Origin of the sequence: Micromonospora sp. NPDC051543, assembly GCF_044454415.1 — a bacterium.
Classification (GTDB): domain Bacteria; phylum Actinomycetota; class Actinomycetes; order Mycobacteriales; family Micromonosporaceae; genus Micromonospora.
The window spans coordinates 124,278-144,633 of sequence record NZ_JBITDT010000014.1; the positions used below are offsets into that span (position 1 = coordinate 124,278).

Annotated in this window: 16 protein-coding genes; 6 read left to right on the plus strand and 10 right to left on the minus strand. The window is 72.5% G+C overall.

What is annotated here, in order from left to right; genetic code table 11:
• Positions 1 to 71: 71 nt before the first annotated feature.
• A complete protein-coding gene (locus ACIA3K_RS24605) occupies positions 72 to 1,292 on the plus strand; it encodes a low temperature requirement protein A (protein ID WP_396804064.1) in 1,221 nt (406 codons plus the stop codon).
• An 89-nt stretch (positions 1,293 to 1,381) separates the two neighbouring features.
• Positions 1,382 to 2,245, plus strand: a complete 864-nt coding sequence (locus tag ACIA3K_RS24610; protein ID WP_396804065.1) for a DUF1028 domain-containing protein — start codon at positions 1,382 to 1,384, stop codon at positions 2,243 to 2,245.
• A 19-nt stretch (positions 2,246 to 2,264) separates the two neighbouring features.
• Here the strand turns inward: ACIA3K_RS24610 and ACIA3K_RS24615 are convergent, their stop codons facing one another.
• Positions 2,265 to 3,152 (minus strand): phosphatase PAP2 family protein, encoded by an 888-nt coding sequence (locus ACIA3K_RS24615; RefSeq protein ID WP_357128604.1) that lies wholly within the window; start codon positions 3,150 to 3,152, stop codon positions 2,265 to 2,267.
• 83 nt (positions 3,153 to 3,235) lie between these two features.
• Between ACIA3K_RS24615 and ACIA3K_RS24620 the strand changes: the two genes are divergently transcribed.
• Entirely contained in the window at positions 3,236 to 3,931 is a 696-nt protein-coding gene (locus ACIA3K_RS24620) for a DUF3159 domain-containing protein (protein ID WP_396804066.1), read from the plus strand.
• A gap of 293 nt (positions 3,932 to 4,224) precedes the next feature.
• On the opposite strand, the gene ACIA3K_RS24625 is transcribed toward ACIA3K_RS24620, so the two are convergent.
• Positions 4,225 to 7,131 (minus strand): glycoside hydrolase family 48 protein, encoded by a 2,907-nt coding sequence (locus tag ACIA3K_RS24625; protein WP_396804067.1) that lies wholly within the window; start codon positions 7,129 to 7,131, stop codon positions 4,225 to 4,227.
• Positions 7,132 to 7,972: 841 nt separating this feature from the next.
• Here ACIA3K_RS24625 and ACIA3K_RS24630 point away from each other — a divergent pair.
• Positions 7,973 to 9,316, plus strand: a complete 1,344-nt coding sequence (locus ACIA3K_RS24630) for a GH1 family beta-glucosidase (RefSeq protein ID WP_396804068.1) — start codon at positions 7,973 to 7,975, stop codon at positions 9,314 to 9,316.
• Between the two features lie 77 nt (positions 9,317 to 9,393).
• Here the strand turns inward: ACIA3K_RS24630 and ACIA3K_RS24635 are convergent, their stop codons facing one another.
• From ACIA3K_RS24635 to ACIA3K_RS24645, 3 genes are all read right to left on the minus strand, one after another.
• Positions 9,394 to 9,807, minus strand: coding sequence for a roadblock/LC7 domain-containing protein (locus tag ACIA3K_RS24635; RefSeq protein ID WP_197281421.1), 414 nt, complete (start codon positions 9,805 to 9,807; stop codon positions 9,394 to 9,396).
• A gap of 5 nt (positions 9,808 to 9,812) precedes the next feature.
• Positions 9,813 to 12,359 (minus strand): nitrate- and nitrite sensing domain-containing protein, encoded by a 2,547-nt coding sequence (locus tag ACIA3K_RS24640; RefSeq protein WP_396804069.1) that lies wholly within the window; start codon positions 12,357 to 12,359, stop codon positions 9,813 to 9,815.
• Positions 12,360 to 12,458: 99 nt separating this feature from the next.
• Complete coding sequence (locus ACIA3K_RS24645) at positions 12,459 to 13,871, minus strand: FGGY family carbohydrate kinase (RefSeq protein ID WP_396804070.1); 1,413 nt, start codon at positions 13,869 to 13,871, stop codon at positions 12,459 to 12,461.
• Positions 13,872 to 14,133: 262 nt separating this feature from the next.
• Here ACIA3K_RS24645 and ACIA3K_RS24650 point away from each other — a divergent pair, with 262 nt between their 5' ends.
• The gene (locus ACIA3K_RS24650) at positions 14,134 to 16,047 is read left to right on the plus strand and encodes an anthranilate synthase family protein (protein ID WP_396804071.1); all 1,914 of its coding nucleotides are present in this window, start codon (positions 14,134 to 14,136) and stop codon (positions 16,045 to 16,047) included.
• Between the two features lie 97 nt (positions 16,048 to 16,144).
• Here ACIA3K_RS24650 and wrbA read toward each other — a convergent pair whose 3' ends face one another.
• The 4 genes from wrbA to ACIA3K_RS24670 all read right to left on the minus strand — a co-directional run bounded on the left by wrbA (position 16,145) and on the right by ACIA3K_RS24670 (position 18,791).
• Positions 16,145 to 16,762 carry an NAD(P)H:quinone oxidoreductase gene (wrbA, locus tag ACIA3K_RS24655; RefSeq protein WP_355047649.1) on the minus strand — a complete coding sequence of 206 codons (618 nt, stop codon included), beginning with the start codon at positions 16,760 to 16,762 and terminating at the stop codon, positions 16,145 to 16,147.
• A gap of 288 nt (positions 16,763 to 17,050) precedes the next feature.
• Positions 17,051 to 17,419, minus strand: a complete 369-nt coding sequence (locus ACIA3K_RS24660) for a DUF3037 domain-containing protein (RefSeq protein WP_396804072.1) — start codon at positions 17,417 to 17,419, stop codon at positions 17,051 to 17,053.
• Positions 17,416 to 18,174 (minus strand): HipA family kinase, encoded by a 759-nt coding sequence (locus ACIA3K_RS24665; RefSeq protein ID WP_396804073.1) that lies wholly within the window; start codon positions 18,172 to 18,174, stop codon positions 17,416 to 17,418. Before ACIA3K_RS24665 ends, ACIA3K_RS24660 begins: the two co-directional genes overlap by 4 nt.
• A gap of 26 nt (positions 18,175 to 18,200) precedes the next feature.
• Positions 18,201 to 18,791 carry a TetR/AcrR family transcriptional regulator gene (locus tag ACIA3K_RS24670; RefSeq protein WP_396804074.1) on the minus strand — a complete coding sequence of 197 codons (591 nt, stop codon included), beginning with the start codon at positions 18,789 to 18,791 and terminating at the stop codon, positions 18,201 to 18,203.
• Between the two features lie 142 nt (positions 18,792 to 18,933).
• Here ACIA3K_RS24670 and ACIA3K_RS24675 point away from each other — a divergent pair, with 142 nt between their 5' ends.
• Positions 18,934 to 19,884, plus strand: coding sequence for an alpha/beta hydrolase family protein (locus ACIA3K_RS24675; protein ID WP_396804075.1), 951 nt, complete (start codon positions 18,934 to 18,936; stop codon positions 19,882 to 19,884).
• 50 nt (positions 19,885 to 19,934) lie between these two features.
• Here the strand turns inward: ACIA3K_RS24675 and ACIA3K_RS24680 are convergent, their stop codons facing one another.
• Positions 19,935 to 20,327, minus strand: a complete 393-nt coding sequence (locus tag ACIA3K_RS24680; protein ID WP_355047644.1) for a DUF4190 domain-containing protein — start codon at positions 20,325 to 20,327, stop codon at positions 19,935 to 19,937.
• Positions 20,328 to 20,356: the final 29 nt, after the last annotated feature.

A 20,356-nucleotide genomic window follows, 5' to 3' on the forward strand; every position in this document is an offset into this window, starting at 1 on the left:
TCGCCGCGACCCGGCCCGCGAAGGTGTTACCACTGCGAGGTGGACCGGAGCACCGGCGCAGGCCGCTGACCATGGCTTCCAGGGCGGCAGGACACCTGGAGCCGGTCCCGGCGGCGGCCGCGCCCGGTCGGGCGACGTTCCTGGAACTCTTCTTCGACCTGGTGTACGTCTTCGCGCTCACCCGGATCTCCGCGCGGGCGTTCGAGGATCTGAGCCGGGAGCCGGCCCGCGACCACGCCGCGGCGGCGATCACCGGCAGCGGCAAGACGCTGCTGTTGCTGCTGGCGCTCTGGGCGGTCTGGCAGGGCACCGCGTGGACGACCAGCCGCTACGACCCGTACCGCGCGCCGTTGCAGATCGTCGTCTTGACGGCGCTCGTGAGCAGCATGGTGATGGGGGTGGCGGTCCCCCGGGCGTTCTCCGAGACGTCGCTCATGTTCGCCACGGCGTACGTCATCGCGCAGGTGACCCGACCGGTGATCCTGTCGATCGCGTTGGGGCCGCACCCGTACCGCCGGCTGAAGGTGCGCATGGCGGTCGTGTTCGCCGTCACCGGGGTGCTCTGGATCAGCGGGGCGCTGCTGGACACCAACACGCAGGTGGTGCTCTGGTCGGTGGCGCTGGCCGGCGAGTACGCGGCCGCACGGTGCGGCTGGCCGGTGCCGGGGCTGGGCCGCTCCACGGTCTCGAAGTGGGAGATCGCCGGGGAGCACCTGGCGGAGCGGTACCAGCAGTTCTTCCTCGTGGCGCTCGGCGAGACGATCCTGGTGGCCGGTTTCGCCTACAGCAAGGGCCCGTACGGTTCGGGGCACCTGTGGGCGTTCGCGTTCGCGGTGGCCACGTCGATCATGCTGTGGCGGATCTACGTGCAACGCGCCGGGCAGATCCTGGGCGAGGCGGTGCAGATGGCCCGCCACCCCGCCAATATCGGCCGCTCGGCGGCCGACACTCACCTGATCATGGTGATCGGTCTGGCCGCGACGGCGATCGGCTACGAGCTGGTGATCGAGCATCCGCTCGGCCACGCCCCGGCGCCGTGGGTGGTCATGGTGCTCGGCGGACCCGCGCTGTTCCTGGCCGGCCGGGCCCGCTTCGAGTACGAGGTCTTCGGGCGGGTGTCGCCGTCCCGGTGGATCGCCATCGTCGTGCTCGCGGCGGCGGCCGTACCGCTGCTGTTCCTGCCGGGGGTGGTCGCCACCGCCGCCGGGACGATCGTGCTCGGCGGCGTCGCGATCGCGGACGCCCGCCGGGCGCGCGGCGCGCCGCCGGAGGCCGCCGCGACGCCGTTCTGAGGCATCGGGGTACGCGACCAGGCCGGTTGGGTCGAGTCTCACAGCCCCGGGCCGGCCGGGGACCTGGCCACACGCCCTAGTCTCGGCGGGTGACCTTCTCCCTCGTCGCCCGCTCCGCCGACGGCCGCCGCCACGGCGTCGTCGTGGCCAGCAAGTTCCTCGCCGCCGGAGCGTTGGTGCCGGCGGCCGCGGCGGAGGTCGGCGCGCTGGCCACCCAGGCGCACGTCAACCTCGCCTACGGTCCGCAGGGGCTCGCGTTGTTGCGCACCGGGGTGGCCGCCGCCGAGGTGGTGGCCGGCCTGGTCGCCGCCGACCCCGAGCGGCAGCACCGGCAGCTCGCCGTGGTGGGCGTCGACGGGCCGGGTGCGAGCTGGACCGGGCCGGCCTGCCACCCCTGGGCGGGCGGACGCGTCGGCGACGGCTGGGCCGCGCAGGGCAACATCCTGGCCGGCCCCGAGGTGGTCGACGCGATGGGCGAGACGTGGCAGGGCACCTCGGCGCTGCCGTTCGCCGAGCGGCTGGTCGCCGCGCTGCGGGCCGGTGACGAGGCCGGCGGGGACCGGCGCGGCCGGCAGAGCGCCGGCCTGCTGGTGGTCGAGCGCGGCGGTGGGTACGGCGGCACCAGCGACGTGGTCGTCGACCTACGGGTGGACGACCATCCGGACCCCGTCGCCGAACTCGGTCGGCTGCTGAGCGTGCACACCATGCTCTTCAGCCGGCCCGACCCGGCGACCCTGCTCGACCTGAGCGGCGCGGTCGCCGACGAGGTGGCGGCGCTGCTCACCGCGCTGGGTCACCCGGTGGGCGACGCCGGGCCGGAGGCGGCGCTGGTCTCCTGGGCGGGGCTGGAGAATCTGGAGGAGCGCCTGGTGCCGGGGCGGATCGACCCGGTGGTGCTCACCCACCTGCGTGGCGTCGCCCCGCACGTGCCCGCGCCCCGCCAGGGCGCCTGATCACCGGACGCTCGCCGGGTCAACCCTTCACGCGGGGTACCAGCCGGTGCACGACGGTCAGCGCCAGCGCCATGACCACCGCCATCGTCCCGGCGATGCCGGCGGCGCTGCCCGCGTACCCGGCGAACAGCGGCCGGCGGGCCAGCTCCTCCGGGCCGGTCCCGCGCAGATCCACCAGCCAGGTGAGCGCCAGCCCGGAGGCGATCAGGGCGAGCACTCCGGCGACACCGAGCACGGCGGCGGCGACGCGGTGCGCGTCGCCGGGCTCGATCTGGGCCTGCTCCCGTTGGGTGATCAGCAGGAGCAGCCCGGCCAGCGCCGCCCAGACACCCACCACCAGGTAGGCGGCGACCGCGTCACTGGGCCGGTGCCAACCGGCGGAGAGGGTGGCCACCCCGGCGACGGCGGCGTAGAGCGCGCCGACGAACGCGCCGACGGCCCGCACCTTGCGGGGCAGGACGAGCATCAGCGCGACCGCCACCGACGCGGCCACGGCGGTGTGCCCACTGGGGAGGCTGTTGCCCACCGCGGCCCGCTCCGGGTCGACGCCGAAGTCGGGCCGGCTCAGCCCGTACTTGAGCAGTTGGGTGGAGACGTTGGCCCCGGCGATGAGCAGGGTCGCGGTGACGGCCAGGGCGATCCGCCCCCGGATGAGCGCGATGAAGCCGATCATCGCGGTGGCGGCGAGCAGCGACACCACCGACATCGCGTTCAGGATCCGGTCCACCGGCCCGTCGATGCGGTCGTGACCGATCTCGTTGCCGGTGAGGGCGACCGTGTCGACCCACTGACCGATCTCGGTGTGCACGGCAACCCGCCACACGGCGAGGAAGGCGGCCGCCTGGACGAGGGCCAGTACGACCAACCAGACCGCGGTCCAACCCCGTGCCGTCGCGCGCATCCGCACACCGTAGCGGCCGGACCGGACCGGTCGTTCGGTGGCCCACCGGCTGTTGCCGGTTAGGTTGTGGCGGGAGTGAGGAGGTGGCGGTGAGCGACACACCGGAACGCGAGCCCGGCCAGGTCGGGCCCGGCCCGGCGCGGGTTGAGTCCCTGGCGGATCTGCTGGGCGGACGGCGGGGCGCGGTCGACGCCACCCTGCCGCCGGTGGCGTTCGCCCTGGGCTGGCTGATCGGCGGCGAGTCGCTGTGGACCGGGGTGGGCGCGGCGCTCGCCGTCGGCGTCGTCGTGGCCGGCGTACGACTGCGACGGGGTGACCGGCCGCGCTCGGTGCTGATCGGCCTGCTCGCCGTCTGCGTCGCGGCGCTGATCGCGGTGCGTACCGGCCGGGCCGAGAACTTCTTTCTGATCCAGCTGCTGTCGAACGCCGCGAGCGCCCTGGCGTGGGCCGTCAGCATCGTCGTGCGCTGGCCGCTGCTGGGCGTGCTGGTCGGCGCGGCGCTGGGCCAGCGCGCCCGGTGGCGGAGGGATCCGGCGCTGCTGCGCGGGTACGGCCGGGCCAGTTGGGTGTGGACGGCGACCTACCTGCTGCGGGTGGCGGTGTTCGTCCCGCTCTACCTGAGTGGACAGGTGCTCGCGCTCGTGGTGGCCCGGGTCGCGTTGACCTGGCCGCTGGTCGCGGCGGCGCTGGCCGTGAGCTGGGTGGTGCTGCGCCGATCGCTGCCACCGGAACACCCGGGGTTGCGTCACCCGGTCCCCGCGCTGCCGGACACCGCACCGCGATAGCGGGCATAAAAGTGGAGAGGCCGCCACGGGGGGAGCGGCCTCTCCGGTGACGTACGTTACTCCGTCAACGTCCTTGGTGTGATCCCGTGACAGCCGGAATTTCTGGGCTTTTTCGCGGCAGTCTTCAGTCCGGGCGGTGGGGTGGGCCGGTCGACCCGCTGCGTTGACCAGATGACCGGCCCACCCCGGCCTGACCGTGGGTGTCAGGCCGTCCGCCGGCCGGGTCCCGTCGTTCCCCCGGACCCGGCCGAACCCCGGGGTGGGCGGGGCACTCCACCCACCCCGGGTCGCTATCAGCCGTTCGGGAACAACGTCCCGTAGTCGGCGTACGCCATGGCCACATCGGCCTGCGCCCAGAAGCGGTGGTAGTTGAACGTGGGCTCCGGGCCACCGTTCAGGTACGCCTGCACCTTGGGCCAGTCCGGGTCGTTCTTGTAGAACGACCGGATGTCCAGGAAGCTCTTCCCGGCGGCGATGGCGTCGCCGTTGGGCATCTTCCCGGTCCAGCCCGGCGGGACGTAGAGGCCCTGACCGCTGGAGGCGTCGTAGACGTCGTCGAAGCGCTTGTAGTCGCCACGCGTCTCGGTGGTGGAGACACCCTTCGAGTCACTGGCGGCGTCCAGCGCGTCGAGCAGACCCTTGGCGGTGGTCTTCGCCGCCGCGTTGCCCGACTTGGCCGCGTACGCGATCAGGATCCGGGCGTAGGAGGCGGCGACGCCGACGTCCTGGCCCTTGCTGATCACCTCGACGTGCAGGTTGGTGTTGGGCTGCGGGCTGCTCGGGTTCCAGGTGGTCGGCTGGCCGGTCCACTTCATGTCCGACGGGATCGACCAGTTGGTGCCGACCGTGGTGTTGGCGATCGCCCACGGCACCCACTTGTCCAGCAGCGCCTTGGCCTTCGTGTTGCCGGTCTGCAGGTACAGCTCGGCGATCCGCTGCATCGACCACGCCTGCATGCCGAACCACTGGTTCGACGGCGGGTCGTTGTAGACCGGGTCGACGTCGTAGAACATGCCGTAGAAGGTGCTCGTGCCCGACGGCGGCTGGGCGTAGCTACCGTCCCAGCTGTTGGTCGCCCCGCCGGCGATGCCGCCCTCGGAGGACTGGAGCCAGGTGTAGAACTCCAGCTGCCGGTCGAAGCTCTTGGTCCAGTCGGAGACCGCGGTCGACGACTGCGGCTTCAGCTCCGGCGTGTTGGTCAGCGCCCAGGCCGCGAACGGGTTCTGGTAGCCGAAGTGGTTGTGGCTGGAGCCGATCCGCCAGGACCAGTTCTGGCTGGTGTCGTACGCGCCACCCCAGGCGTAGTACCAGGACAGCAGGTAGTGCGCCGAGTCCCGGCCACTGCCGGCGGGGCAGGTGCTGGCCCCGACGCAGTTGCCGATCTTCTTGAAGTACTTGTCGAACATCGCGTACCGCAGATAGTCGCCCATCTTGGCGGCCTTGGCCACGGTGGCGGCGACGTCGGCCTGCTTGCCCTGCGCCTTGGCCCAGGTCAGCGCCCAGTAGGCGGCCTGCACCGCACGGGCGTCGGCGTCCGGGGCGTTGGTGTACTTCCACTGCTTGGCGGGAGCGCCGCTGTCCTTGACGAAGAGGTCGAGGTAGCCGTACTGACCGCCGTGCTTGAAGGTGTCGCAGGACGGCTGCGGGATGGTCTCCCACACCGACTCCTGGGTGCCCCGCTGGAAGGTGTTGATGTACGCCGGCTTGGTGGTGCCGTCACCGCAGCGGCCGAAGCCGTACGTGTTGTCGACGTCCATCAGCCAGTGCATGCCGTAGATGTCGCCGGTGCCGTAGGTGGACTGCAGCTCCGAGCGCAGCGGGTCCTGCCCGACCGAGATGTTCGGGTTCAGGGCCGACGGGTACTGGCTGGGCAGGTTGTACTCCGCGGCGTACTGCGGGGTGCCGGCCGAGGCCGCGGTGGGCTGGTCGGCGTGCGACGGGATGATGTACTTCTCCATCACCGTCCAGGCGTTGTTGAACGGCGCCCAGTTCTGGGTGACGCGGCCGTACTGGGCCTCCAGCCAGATCCAGAAGCTGAACGCCTCCGAGGTGGTCTCGTGGCCGTGGTCGGGCGCCTCGACGATCAGCGTCTCGACCGAGTGGTACGGCACGCCCTCGGGGCTGAAGTAGCCCGAGTTCTTGATCTTGCCGTACTGGTCGAGGAACTTCTTGATGTAGGCGTTGTCGCCGCCGGGGGTGTCGTTGTCGATCTCGGTGGCGGCGACCGCCAGCGAGGCGAGACCGGTGGCGGCGGCGGTGATGGTGGCGCTACCGCCGACGGTGTCGGTGTCCTCGGCCGCGGCGACCGTGACGGTGACCCCGGTGTTCCAGTTGCTGGGGGTCAGCGTGACGGTGGTCGGCGAGACCGTGATGTCGCTGTCGCCCGAGGGGGTGAGGGTGACCGGCACGCTTGTCGTCGGCGCGGCGCTGAGCTTGAGGTTGAAGGTGGACGTGCCACCCTCGTTGACGCTCACCGCGGACGGCGTGGCGACCAGCGTCGGGCCGCTGGCGGCGCCGACGGTGAACGACTTCTCGGCGACCCCGATGCCGTTGGCGTTGTCGTACGCCTTGGCCTGCACGGTGTAGCTGCCGGCCGGCAGGTCCTCCTGGGTGTAGGAGTACGGCGCGGTGGTGTCGGTGTTGATGAGCAGGCCGTTGCGGTAGAACTCGACCTTGCTGATCGTCCCGTCCGGGTCACTGGCGGTCGCGGTCAGCGGCACGTCGGCGGGCGCGGTGAACGGCCCGGAGGGCAGGCTGAGCGTGACCGACGGCGGCTGGTTGGCCGGGGTGCCGTTGCAGGGGGTGCCGTTCAGGGTGAACGAGGTGGGCTTCGGGTTGCTGCCCGTGTGGGAGCCGTTGAAGCCGATGGTGGTGGACGCCCCGGTGCCGAGGTTGCCGTTGTACGACTCGTTGGTCGCGGTGACCTCGCTGCCGGACTGGCTGTACCGGGCCGACCAGCCCTGGGTGACCCGCTGGCCGCTGTTCGGGAAGGTCCACTTGAGCGACCAGCTGCTGATCGGGTCGCCCAGGTTCTTGATGGTCACGTTGGCCGTGAAGCCGGTGTTCCAGTCGTTGGTCGCGTAGACCACGTCGCAGGCCGGTGCGGCCTGTGCGGCGCCGGCGGGCAGCATCACCCCGCCGAGGGCGAGCGCGGCGGCGGCGAGGATCGCCACTCGACGGCGTCGTGCCAGATGTCTCATGTGCGCGGTGTCTCCTCGGACCAGGCCGGGTGGTTCCCGGCGAGGCGCCTGCCCGCAGGTGGTGGTGGTACGCGGGGGATTCGAGGCGCCCGGGAAGGTGGTAGCCCCGGGCCCGGCCGGGGTGCGGCGGTGCGGCCCGTGCGGGAGGGGGTCCCGTCGGCTCGCTCGGGTGCCGTGACCGGAGGTGGTGCTCCGGCTGCCCTCGGCGGTCCCGCGCCCACGCGACCTGGCTCCTGTCGCGTTGAATCGACAGTGTGCCATGGAAGCGCTCCCACAACAAGCCGAGAAGGGCCGAGAACACCCACTTGTTTCGATCTCGTTTTGGGTCTTTCACAAAGGCGTGACGGGCGTTACAGTCGCAACATCGGTCGATGGGAGCGCTTCCATCGACAAAGGTTCCAACTGGAAGATCGCCGGGACCGTCCTCGTGGCGGGCCCGGGGAACCATCCGAAGGCCGACGGCGGGCCAGCCCGGACGCCGCCGTCAGCCATCATCCCGCCACAGGGAGGGAGGTGGAACCAGAGCCACTCGCGTGGCCCGGCTCCCGCGCGACACGCACGGCAGGACCCAATTCCGCCCGTGCGTGTGCAGTTACGGTGGGGACGGGGGTTGCCCTCCCCCGTCCCCACACTAAACCCCCGTACACGATGGGAAAAGAGGCCGACGGGACAGGCGCGAAGCGCCGCCCGGTCGGCCTCGTTCGCTGTCCGGGGCCCTCACCCGCCTCGACCCGCCATCGCCGGCCGCCGTGACGGCCGGCTCACCGGGTCGAGCGCTTCTGGCCTATCCTGGGAGCGCTCCCGAATCTCGGCGGTGGCCCCGTATCCACGAGGAGAATCCATGTCGATACCTACCGGGCCCGCCGGCCCACTGCGCTTCCCCCACCACTTCGGTTGGGGCGCGGCCACCTCCGCCTACCAGATCGAGGGCGCCACCAAGGAGGACGGCCGCGGCGAGTCGGTCTGGGACACCTTCAGCCGCGTCCCCGGTCGCACCCGCAACGGCGACACCGGCGACGTGGCCGCCGACCACTACCACCGGTACGCCGAAGACCTCGACCTGATGCGTGACCTGGGTCTGCGCAGCTACCGCTTCTCCATCTCCTGGCCCCGCATCCAGCCCGACGGCAGCGGCACGCCCAACCAGCGTGGGCTCGACTTCTACCGTCGTCTCCTCGACGGGCTGCACGAACGCGGCATCGCCCCGATGGCGACCCTGTTCCACTGGGACCTGCCGCAGGCGTTGCAGGACGCCGGTGGCTGGGAGTCCCGCGACACCGCTCTGCGCTTCGCCGACTACGCCGACGCCGTCTTCAGCGCCCTCGGCGACCGGGTGCCGGTCTGGCTCACCATCAACGAGCCCAAGACCGTCGTACAGAACGGCTACCTCACCGGCCACCACGCGCCCGGTCGGCAGGACCCGGACGCCGCCTACCTCGTCGCCCACCACCTACAGCTCGCGCACGGCCTCGCGGTGCGCGCGCTACGGGCCTCGGACAGCACCGCCCGGATCGGCCCCGCGCTCAACCTGCACCCCTGCTACCCCACCGACGACTCCGCCGAGGCTGTCGCCGCCGCGTACCTCTACGACGGCTACGAGAACCGCCTCTACCTCGACTCGGTACTCAAGGGCAGCTACCCGCAGGACGTCCTGGCCGACCTCGGCCCGCAGAGCCGCATGGTCCGGGGCATCCGCGACGGCGACCTGGCCGTGATCTCGTCCCCCGTCGACCTGCTGGCGGTGCAGTACTACACGCCCATCTACGTCGCCGCCGACGGCCGCACCGAACACCGCTGGCCCACCTCCGAGGCCGGCTGGCAGCAGATCTACCCGGACGGGATGTACGACGTCCTGACCCGGGTCACCCGCGACTACGGCCCGATCCCGCTCACCGTGACCGAGAACGGTCTGCCCACCCCCGACACCCTGGCCGCGGACGACACCGTCGACGACAGTGGCCGGATCACCTTCCTGCGCGACCACCTGGCCGCCGCGCACCGCGCCATCGCCGACGGGGTGCCGCTGGAGAGCTTCCATGTCTGGTCGATGCTCGACAACTTCGAGTGGGACGAGGGATACGAGCAGCGTTGGGGCCTGGTCTACGTGGACTACGTGACCCAACGGCGCGTGCTCAAGCGCAGCGCCCACTGGTACCGCTCCGTCATCGCCGAGGGTGGCTTCTGAACTCCTCGCCCGGACGGCCGGGCCCGGACGGCTCGGCTCGGGTGAGCCGGTGACCGTCCGGGTCACGGCCGGAAGACTCAGCGGGGCAGCGCCTGCTGCAACTCCGCTCGCAGCGCCGGGGTGAGCATCTCCCCCGCCTGCTTCGCCAGCCGCGCCATCTCGTAACCCACCACGCCGATGTCGGCGTCCCCGGCCGCGAGCGTGGCCAGGATGGACCCGTCACGCACCTGCATCACCAGGAAGTAGCCCCGGCCCATCTCGACCACCGTCTGCTTGACGATGTCGCCGTCGAACATCTGCGCCGCGCCCGCCGTGATGCTCATGAGCCCGGACGTCACCGCGGCGAGCTTGTCGGCGTGGTCGCGGGGCAGGTGGTCGGAGATCGCCACCAGCAGCCCGTCGGAGGAGACCACCACCGCGTGCGCCACGCCCGGCACCCGCTCCGCGAACGCGCTCACCAGCCAGCTCAGGTCGCGTGCCTCCTGGCTCAACGTCGTCACTGTCGTCGTCCTCCTTCGTCGTGCCCCCACGAGGGTGGCACCGGTATCTCGGTGGTGTCCTCGGCCTCGGCACGCCGTACCCCGCTGTAGAGCCGGGAAAGCATGCCGCCGACCGCGTCCGGGTCGAGGTCGGCGCGCCGCGGCGACGACTCCGGCTGGGCGGGGCGGGTGACCGCGGAGAGCTGCGCCATGGGTACGCGTACCGGAAGGCCCCGCTCGTTCGTGCCGGCCGTCACCGGAGTCGCGGGCGGTACGGGCTGGACCGGGGCCGCCGAAGCCGCCGGCCCCTGCCGGGACCACCAGCCGCCGCCGTCGCCCGCGGAAGCGGTGGCCGGAGCCAACACGTCCTCGGCGCGGACCGGCACGGGTCGGGTCTGGCGGGGCACGGCGGCGGCCGGCGGACGACCGGCCACCGGAAGGTCCAGCGGCACGGTCGCTGTCCCGTGGACGCCGCCGGACGGGGGTACACCCGCCCCACGCTGCACCGCGGCGCCCCGGGCCGCGTTCGACGCCAGCATCCGGGCGGGCGCGGGCGGATCCAACTCGACCGCGCCGCCGGGCGCCAGCAGGGTCGCCGGCAGCACGAGCCGCGCGACGAGGCCACTGTGGCGCCCTTCGAGCTGCACGCGCACACCGAGTCGGCTGGCCAGGTGACTGACCACGAACAGGCCCATCCGCTCGACCGCCGCGACGTCCGCGGCCGGCGGGCTGGCCAGCACCGCGTTCGCCTCGGCGAGCGCGGACGGGCTCATGCCCAGACCGTCGTCGACGATCTCGATGAGCGCGGTGGACGCCTCGACCCGGGCGGTCACCACGACGAACGTGTCCGGACGGGAGAAGGCCGTGGCGTTCTCCAGCAGCTCGGCCAGCAGGTGCACCAGCTCGCCGACCGCGTGCCCGACCACGTTGACGGCGCCCATCGGCTCAAGCCGTACCCGCTGGTACTGCTCGATCTCGGCGGCGGCCGCCAGCAGCACGGTGCCCAGGCCCACCGGACGGTTCCACCGGCGGGTGGAGTCGGTGCCGGCCAGCACCAGCAGGCTCTCGTCGTTACGGCGCATGCGGGCGGCCAGGTGGTCGAGCTTGAAGAGGTTCTCCAACTGGTCCGGGTCGCTCTCCTCACGCTCCAGGTCGTCGAGCAGCTCCAGTTGCCGCTCCACCAGCACCTGGCTGCGGCGCGCGAGGTTGACGAACATCGCGTTGACGTTGCGGCGCATCAGCGCCTGCTCGACGGCGACCGTCACGGCGCTGCGGTGCACCGCGACGAACGCCTCGGCCAGCTCACCGATCTCGTCGAGCGAGCGGACGACCGCCGGGGACACGTCGATGGTCGGCACGCCACCGGTGACGGTGCGCAGCCGATCCAGCGCGTCGGGCAGCTCCACCTGCGCGATCCGCAGCGCCTGGCTGCGCAGCAGGCGCATCGACCGGGCGACCGAGCGCCCGACCAGCAGGGAGATCAGCAGGGCGACCAGCAGCACCGCCACGACGCCGCCGACCACCAGCAGGGTGGTCCGGAGCTGGCCGCTGCTCGCGTCGTCGGCCTGGCGCACCGCGTCGTCGAGCACACTCGCCTCGACCTGCCGCAGCAGCTCCTGGCGTTGCTGGCTCGCCGACCACCACTGCTCCGAGGGCAGCACCTCCGGCGCCGCGTCGCCGATCGGCAGACTGCGCTCCTCCAGGCGGGTGGCGACCTGGAACCCCGGGTTCACCGAGGTCTCGTCGTACCGGCGGATCTGGTCGCTGGTGGCGGACACCCGGAACGCGCCGAGCGCGGTGAGCTGCTGGGCGCGCAGGTCGGAGAGGATCACCCGGTCCTCGGTGCCGTACCGGCCGGCCCGGCCGGCGGCGTAGAGCTGCGCCCGGACCCGGGAGGACAGCTCCTTGACCCGGGCGATCTGGACGTAGCGCAGGACCGCGTCGCTCAACCCCGGCCGGTCCTGGCCCGGGGTCGGCTCGGCGAGCAGGTCCAACAGCGAGGCGACCGCCCGGTGGTAGTTGCTCAGGATGGTGTCGTTGCTGAGCACCGCCGGCGGGATGGCCGGTCGGATGTCGACGACCTGGTCGTACGCCTCGAGCACCTCCGAGTAGGCGACCCGCCAGGAGGCGTCGGCGTCGGCCAACGGCTCGGCCGCCCGCCGGAGGTCCTCGACGGCGCGGTCGGTGGCCGACTGCAACGGCCGCAGGGCGGTGGCCGCCGCCTCCCGGTCGCCACCGCGGCGCAGCTCGCCCAGCTCACCCGCCGAACGGTCCCGCTCCTGCTGGAGCTGGTCGACCACGGCGGTGATCTGCCGGCCGATGCCGACCTGCCGGGAGAAGTCGTTCAACGTGGCCGTCCGACCGACCAGCGCGCTGGTCTGCACGCCCGCCAGCACCAGGAACGCCATCGACGGCACCAGCAGCACGGTGGCGAGCTTGGTGCTCATCCGCCAGTCCCGCAGCCGGAACGGAGAGCGGCGTCGATGCGGAACGACCCGGACGTCGAAGCGACGCCGACGGTGGTTCGACACCGCACCGATCGACGGGTCGGGACCTGCCGCCACCCTGCCTCCTCCGTCCTGCCGCGTCCACCGCGACCCGGGGAGCGGAGTCCATCCAACCAGGCTCGGTGGCGCTGTCAACGGCCCGGGCAGGGCGAAAGTTCAGGAAGGATACTGCGGGTGGGACCGTCCTGTCGTGGTCGGTGAGACCAGTTCGTCCGTCCGGCCGATGTCGGCGAGCGCCGCCGCCGCACCAAAGTGACCCAGGGCCACCAACGCCGCTCCGGTGGCACCGATCTCCGGGTTGCGTTGGTGCGACACCGGTCGCGGTGCGAGCGTGGCGGCGAACGCCTGCCGCCACCACACCGACGCGGCCACCGCGCCGCCGCCCAGCACCACCCCGACCGGCTTGTCGACTGTGGACTCCAGCACCGCGAGGTCCTCGGCGACCAGCCCACACAGCCCCTGCATGAGCCCGGCCAGGATGTCCACCGCCGTGGTGCTGAAACTCAGACCGCGCAGCTCGCCGGTGCCCGCCGGGGCCAACCCGGGCGCCCGGTCGCCGCCGAACCGGGGATCGGCCGGCCGACCACCACCCACCGGCACCAGCGCCAGCGCCGCGTCCAACTCGTCCCCCGGGGGCAGCCGCATCTCCCGGTTCGCCCAGGCGAACAGGTTGCCACCGCTGGAGTACGCCGCCCCGGTCACCACGTGGTCGTGGTCGACCCGGTAGCGCCAGAGACGCTCGGGCAGCCGCGGCAGCGGCTCGCCGGCCGGGATGCGCTGCATGAGGCGTACCGCCGCGGAGGTGCCCACCGTGACCGCGGCCCGGCTCGGGTCGGCGCAGCCCGAGCCGACGTTGGACGCGCCACCGTCGCCCACCGGCGGCGCCCACCGGGCCTCGGCCAACTGCGGCCAGCGGCGGGCCCGGTCGGGGCGCAGCCGGCCGTGCCAGTCCAACTCGCCCAGCGGTGGCAGGTCGCGGGGTCGCGCGCCGGCCAGCGTCAGCGCCTCCTCGTCCCAGCGCAGGGTGACGAGGTCGAGCAGGCCCGTGCCGGAGGCCTGCGAGATCGACATCGGCGCCGTCTGGAGCAGCTCGCCCAGCACGTACTCCGGAAGGCCGACGAACCGGCTGATCGGCGTGCCCGACAGGTCCCGCAGCCAGGGCAGGCGCACCGGCCAGTAGGAGCGGTGCCACCAGCAGCCCGTGCGTTGGTGGAAGCCGTCCGGGTCGGCCGGGCCGGACGTGTCGCCGACCGGCGCGGGTCGGGTGTCCAACCAGGTGACGACCGGACCCAGCGGGGTGCCGTCACGGTCGAGCGGGAGCACCGAGTGCCACTGCGCGGACGTCGCCACCATGCCCACGTCGTGCAGGTGTCCCGCCTCGGCCAGCTCGTCCAGACACTCGACGAGGCTGGCGAGGTAGTCGGGGCCGGAGAGGGTGCCCGTGCCGTCGTCCCCGATGGCGAGTTTGACCTTGCGCCGGGCCAGGGCGCCGGGCAGCGGCCGGGTTTCCCCGTCCAGCACCAGCCCGCGTACGGAGGAGGTGCCCAGGTCGAGCGCGAGAATGTTCATCGCCGGTCAAGTTACCCGGTGCCGGCCGCGCCGGGACGATGGTCCGGCCCGGCACACCCGTACGCCCGATGGGGTCCCGAGTGAGGCGTCGACCGCGTAAGGTGATGCGCATGCTCGCGCACCCAACCTCCTGGTGGCCCGCCGACCCGGCGGCCACCCCCCGCGCGTAGCTCCATCCACGCGGCCGCCACCGAGGCGGCCGCCGGATCTCCGGCCCGGATGGCCGCCCCGCTGGCGGCGCCCGGCGCCCACGGAGACCACGATGACCAGCCAGAACCCCCTGACCGACCTGCTCGCCGCCATCCACCGGGGCGACGATCCCGGCCCCTTCGCGCTGCTGCGCCGCGAGGGCGCCGACGACCTGGAACTGTTCACCGGCCCGGTCGGCACCGTCGACCGGCTGGCGGACATCCCGCTGCCTCCGGGTGAGCCCGGGGCGCGGACGTTGGCCCTGGTGCCGTACCGGCAGATCGCCGAGCGCGGCTTCGCCTGCGTCGACGACGACGCTCCGCTGGAGTGTCTCCAGATCCGCGAACACGGTCGGATCCCGCTGGTCGAGGCGCTCGCCGCGCTGCCCGACGAGCCGGTCCGTACCCGGGACGCCGCCTTCGACGTCAGCGACGAGGAGTACGCGCGGATCGTGCAGCAGGTGCTCACCGACGAGATCGGTCGCGGCGAGGGCGCCAACTTCGTCATCCACCGCACCCTGCACGCCACCATGCTGGGTGCGCCGCTGGTGGCCGCGCTGGCCGCGCTGCGCCGGCTGTTGGTCGCCGAACGCGGCGCCTACTGGACGTTCGTGGTGCACACCGGCGCCCGCACCATGGTCGGGGCCAGCCCGGAACGGCACGTCAGCGTCGACGACGGGCTCGTCATGATGAACCCGATCAGCGGCACCTTCCGGCCCTCCGGCGGCACCCCGGACCGGGCGGCGCTGCTGCGGTTCCTCGCCGATCCGAAGGAGATCGAGGAGCTGTACATGGTGCTCGACGAGGAGCTGAAGATGATGGCGACCGTCGCCGAGCACGGCGGCCAGGTCATCGGCCCCTATCTCAAGGAGATGTCGCACCTGGCCCACACCGAGTACCTGCTCGCCGGCCGGGGCACCCGTGACGCGCGGGAGGTGCTGCGGGAGACCATGTTCGCGCCCACCGTGACGGGCAGTCCGATGGAGAACGCCTGCCGGGTGATCGCCCGACACGAGCGCCGGGGTCGGGGCTACTACGCGGGCGTGCTGGCGCTGCTCGGCCACGACGACGCCGGCCGGCAGACGCTGGACGCGCCGATCCTGATCCGTACCGCCGAGATCTCCCCGTCCGGTCGGCTGCGGGTGCCGGTCGGCGCCACCCTGGTCCGGCATTCGACGGCGGCCGGTGAGGTGGCCGAGACCCACGCCAAGGCGGCCGGGGTGCTGGCCGCGCTGGGTCTCGGCCCGGCGGCGTCCACCGGCGAGCGCGGGCCGGTCGTGCGGCTGGCCGACGACCCGGAGGTACGCGAGGCGCTGGCCGCGCGCAACACGCCGCTGGCCCGGTTCTGGCTGGACCAGCGGTCGCCCGACGCGCCCGGGCTGCCCGGTCTGGCCGGCCTGCGGGCCCTGATCGTGGACGCGGAGGACACCTTCACCGGAATGTTGGCGCACCAACTGGGCGCGTTGGGTCTCGCGGTCACGCTGCGCCCGTGGCACGACGGCGGCCCGGTCGACGGGTACGACCTGGTGGTGGCCGGGCCCGGCCCGGGTGACCCGGGCAGCCCGGACGATCCGAAGATGGCGGCGTTGCGGGACCTGCTCGGTGAGTTGCTGGCGTCCGGTCGACCCACCCTCGCGGTCTGCCTGGGGCACCAGGTGCTGGCCGGGCTGCTGGGGCTGCCCCTGCACCGCCGGGACGCGCCCTACCAGGGGCTGCAACGGGAGGTGACGCTGTTCGGCCGGTCCCGCCGGGTCGGCTTCTACTCCTCGTTCACCGCCCGTGCCCAGGTGGACCGGCTGGACACCGCGTACGGGACCGTGGAGCTGGCCCGGGACGTCCACGACGGGTCCGTGCACGCCCTGCGCGGGCAGGGCTTCGCCGGCGTGCAGTTCCACCCGGAGTCGGTGCTCAGCCCGGACGGATTGACTGTGCTGACCGAGGTGTTGACGGACCTGCTGCCGGCGTCGCGCCCGGTCGGCCAGGGTTAGCTCCCGGCCACGGCATGGTTACCGTCGCCGCGGGGTAGGGCTGGTGCGACCGGTGGCGCGAGCGGGTCGAGAGCCCCCGTCCGCGCCACCGGTCGCCTCAGCCGCCCAGGCCCTGCTTGAGCGCCGTGCCGATCAGCACCGCCCGGCGGGCGGTGAGGGCGCAGGCGCCCAGCGCCACCGCGTCCGGGGCGATCTCCCCGTTGTTGCTGGTGTGCGAGGCGCCGTACGGGTTGCCGGCGATGAACTGGCTGGAGTCGGTGTAGCCGGGAGGGACCACCACACCACCCCAGTGGTAGAAGACGTTGAAGAGCGACGTCAGCGTCGTCTCCTGACCACCGTGCGACGTCGCCGTGGAGGTGAAGGCCGCGTAGACCTTGTTGGCCAGCGCGCCCTGCGCCCACAGCGGGCCGGTGGTGTCGATGAACTGCTTCAACTGCGCGGCGATCATGCCGTACCGGGTGGGCGAGCCGAAGATCGTCACGTCGGCCCAGGCCAGGTCGTCGATCATCGCCTCGGGAACGTCCTGGGTCTCCAGATGGTGTGCCTGCCAACCGGAGTTCGAGCGGATCGCCTCGTCCGGCGCGAGTTCCCGTACCTTGCGCAGGCGCACCTCCGCGCCGGCTTCCCCGGCGGCCTCACACGCGGCCTGCGCCATCTGGTAGGTGATGCCGGTGGCGCTGTAGTAGATCACCGCCACCTTCGTCTGGGCAGCCATCAGAGTTGTCCCCTTCTCGTCTCGGGTCAGCTCCCGCGACTACCCGGGCGGTGCGGAGACAAACGACGGAAGGCGGTGTTGCGGTCGTCCGGGCTCAAGTTTTCCGCAAGTTCCCGGATGTTCCGATCCGGTCGCCCGCGCGGACGGCGATCCTGATGCCATCCGGTGCCGGCGTGCGATCCTGCCGCCCCCCTGGCACCGGCGCCTGAACGGGGGATCGCGCTCCGCCGGCAACGGCGCTGGCGCAGCGCGATCAGGGGTCCGCCGTCGTCGAAGGCCGCCGCCCGCTCAGCGGACCAGCATCGTCATCAGCCGGTCCAGCTCGGCTGCCGGGTCGGCGGTGAGGCCGGTGTGTACCGGACCGGCCTGGATCATCGTGCTGCGCGGCGCGACCAGCCAGTGGAAACGCTCACCGAGCCGCATGCGGGTGGCCGGCCCGTCGCCGGAGCAGGTCCGGTCCACCGACTCCAGCACCGCGGCGACGGCCGGCAGATCGACGTCGGGCGCCAGGGCGCGCGCCCGGTCGGCGTCCAGGTGGGTCCGCGCGGCCAGGAAGTCACGCTGCTGGCAGTAGAGCAGCACCCCCACGTTGATCTGTTCCCCGCGCTCGACGCGGGGCACCAGCCGGATGACGGCGTACTCGAAGGGATGCCTCACGCCGCGCTCCCGGTCGGTAGCCAGTCCGCCGGGTCGGCGACCCGCCGCGACAGGTGCGACACGTACGCCTCCCGCGCCTCGTCGGCCGAGTCGAAGTCGGCCGCGGTCAGCCACTGGGCCGGCACCAGCGCCAACACCTCCCGCAGGAGGTCGGGGGTGACCCGGGCGGCCAGCTCGTCGTTGGCCTCGGCGACCCGGTCGGCGTACGGCGCGAGCACGTGGTCCCCGGCCCGGTAGGCGCGGTGCACGGCGGCGTCGGCGCGGGGCCAGTTGTGGTGGAAGTACAGCGCGGCGCCGTGGTCGATCAGCCACAGCTCCCGGTGCCAGATGAGCAGGTTGGGGTTGCGCCAGCTCCGGTCGACGTTCTCCACGTACGCGTCGAACCACAGCACCCGGGAGGCCAGCAGCGGATCGACGGGGTGCGCCACCGGGTCGAAGCCGAGCGCGCCCGGCAGGAAGTCCATCCCCAGGTTGGCGCCGCCGCTGTTGCGCAGCAGCTCCTGCACCTCCTGGTCGGGCTCGGCCCGCCCGATCACCGGGTCGATGTCGAGGACCACCAGCGGTGGCACCCGCAGGTCCAGCCGGCGGGCCAGCTCGCCGCAGATCACCTCGGCGACGAGCGCCTTGGGCCCCTGCCCGGCGCCGGTGAACTTCGCGACGTACGTGCCGAGGTCGTCGGCCTCGACGACGCCCGGCAGTGAGCCACCCTCGCGCAGTGGGGTGACGTAGCGGATCGCGGTGACCTGGCGGAGCACGCCGCCCACCCTACTGTGATCTCCGGTCACCGGGGTTGCTGGAGCCCGCGCAGCAGCAGGTCGACGAGGCGTCGGGGGTCGTAGTCCGGGTCGTTGTCGCGACTGACGCAGAGGTTGCCGATGCCGCGCATCAGTTCGTACGGGCGTGTGCCGGGGGTGATCTCGCCAGCGTCGACGGCGGCGTCGAGCAGTTGCCCGCAGACCGGCACGAGGCGGTCGAGGAACCAGGCGTGCAGCGTGTCGAAGCCGCCGGCGTCCGATTGCAGCGCGCTCGCCAGGCCGTGCTTCGTGACCAGGAAGTCGGTGAAGAGGTCGACCCACTGGTGGAGGGCCGCCAGGGGGGAGGCGGCGTTCGCCAGCAGGGTCGGGCCCGCTTCGGCGCAGGCCTCGACCTGGTGGCGGTAGACGGCGACGACGAGGTCCGCCCGGGTCGGGAAGTGCCGGTAGATCGTCCCGATGCCGACCCCCGCGCGGGCCGCGATCTCCCGGATCGGCGCTTCGACGCCGGAGGTGACGAAGACCGCGGCGGCGGCCGCGAGGAGCGTCTGCTGGTTGCGTACGGCGTCGGCTCGTCGGCCACGGGCGGGCACTTCCGGGGTCTGGCTCGTCGCCGACACGGTTCTCCTCCAGACACGCGACTAGTAAACGGATCAGCGTTCCGTATACTAGTGGAACGGCGATCCGCTTCGACTCTAGCGGAGGCAGGGCCACCCCTGCACGACGCCAGCCGTGCCGCGTCCGCACCCCGGGAAGGCAACCATGACCGCACCGACTCTCGCCGAGAACACCCTCGACGCCGCCGTCCTCTCCGTCAGCCCGATCGTGCTGCCGGCACCCGACCGGGCCGTGGACCTGCGGCTCCGCGTCTCCGCACCGATGACCGGCGCCGAACTGCCGATCATCCTGCTCTCGCACGGCCACGGACTCTCCAACAACCTCTCGTCGCTCAACGGCTACGGGCCCCTCGTCAACCACTGGGCGGCACAGGGCTTCGTCGTGATCCAGCCGACCCACCTGGACTCGAGGACCCTGAGCCTCGATCCCGGCGACCCCGAGGCGCCGCTCTACTGGCGCTCCCGTGCCCAGGACATGACCCGAATCCTCGACCAACTCGACGCGGTCGAGGCCGCCGTGGCACAGCTTCGCGGGCGTCTGGACCGGAGCCGGGTCGCCGTGGCCGGGCACTCGATGGGCGGCCACACCGCCAGCCTGCTGCTGGGCGCCCGGCTCACCGACCCCCACGACGGGACACCCGTCGACCTGACCGAGCCACGGATCGGCGCGGGGGTGCTCCTCGCCGCGCCCGGCCGGGGCGGAGACGCGCTCACCGAGGTCGCGAAGGGCTACGGCTTCTTCGAGACCACGGACTTCTCCGCGATGACGACACCCGCGCTCGTCGTGGCCGGCGACCGGGACACCTCCGAACACCTGACGGTACGGGGCGCGCGGTGGCACGCCGATCCGTACGTCCTGTCCCCCGGTCCCAAGTCGCTCCTGACCCTGTTCGACGCGGAGCACGGCCTCGGCGGGATCTCCGGCTACGACGCCGCCGAGACCACCGACGAGGATCCTCGACGGGTCGCGGCGGTCGCGGCGCTCACCGGGGCGTACCTGCGCAGCACGCTGTACCCCGCAGACCCCGCGTGGCGCGACGCCCGCGCGACGCTGACGTCGGGAGCGGACGCCGTCGGCCGGGTCGAGTCCAGGTAGACCGGTGTGGGGCCAGCGGCACTCCGCTGGCCCCGATCCCCGGACCGAGGTCAGTCGAGCTTGTCCCGCAGGTCGTCGACCTGGTTCTGAAGTCGGTCCACCGCGCCCTTGTTGTTGACGAACGTGGTGATGCCCGCGGCGAGGCCCAGGCCGATCAGGACCGCCAGGATGCTCAGCACCAGGCCGCCGATGGAGACGCCCCGGCCGGTCACGCCCGGCCGGCGGGCCATCTTCAGCCCGACGATGCCGAGGACGATGCCGATGATGCCCAGCACCAGCCCGACCCAGGCGAGGATGGCCGTCAACACGCTGAACAGGCCGGCCACACCGAAGACCAGAGCAAAGGTGGCGGCCGCGCTGGTCTTGGCGCCGGTGGACGCCCGATGGGCCCGAGAATCGGCCGGTACGCCGGCACCGCGGGCCGGTTGGCTTGCGGCAGTCATGGGACTCCCTTCCGTACGCGCGGCGCGCG

Bases quoted from the DNA above. Each gene is read 5' to 3' on its own strand.
- ACIA3K_RS24605 (WP_396804064.1), top strand. From the start codon at position 72: ATGGCTTCCAGGGCGGCAGGACACCTGGAGCCGGTCCCGGCGGCGGCC.
- ACIA3K_RS24625 (WP_396804067.1), bottom strand. From the start codon at position 7,131: ATGAGACATCTGGCACGACGCCGTCGAGTGGCGATCCTCGCCGCCGCC.
- ACIA3K_RS24630 (WP_396804068.1), top strand. From the start codon at position 7,973: ATGTCGATACCTACCGGGCCCGCCGGCCCACTGCGCTTCCCCCACCAC.
- ACIA3K_RS24645 (WP_396804070.1), bottom strand. From the start codon at position 13,871: ATGAACATTCTCGCGCTCGACCTGGGCACCTCCTCCGTACGCGGGCTG.
- ACIA3K_RS24650 (WP_396804071.1), top strand. From the start codon at position 14,134: ATGACCAGCCAGAACCCCCTGACCGACCTGCTCGCCGCCATCCACCGG.
- wrbA (WP_355047649.1), bottom strand. From the start codon at position 16,762: ATGGCTGCCCAGACGAAGGTGGCGGTGATCTACTACAGCGCCACCGGC.
- ACIA3K_RS24675 (WP_396804075.1), top strand. From the start codon at position 18,934: ATGACCGCACCGACTCTCGCCGAGAACACCCTCGACGCCGCCGTCCTC.
- ACIA3K_RS24680 (WP_355047644.1), bottom strand. From the start codon at position 20,327: ATGACTGCCGCAAGCCAACCGGCCCGCGGTGCCGGCGTACCGGCCGAT.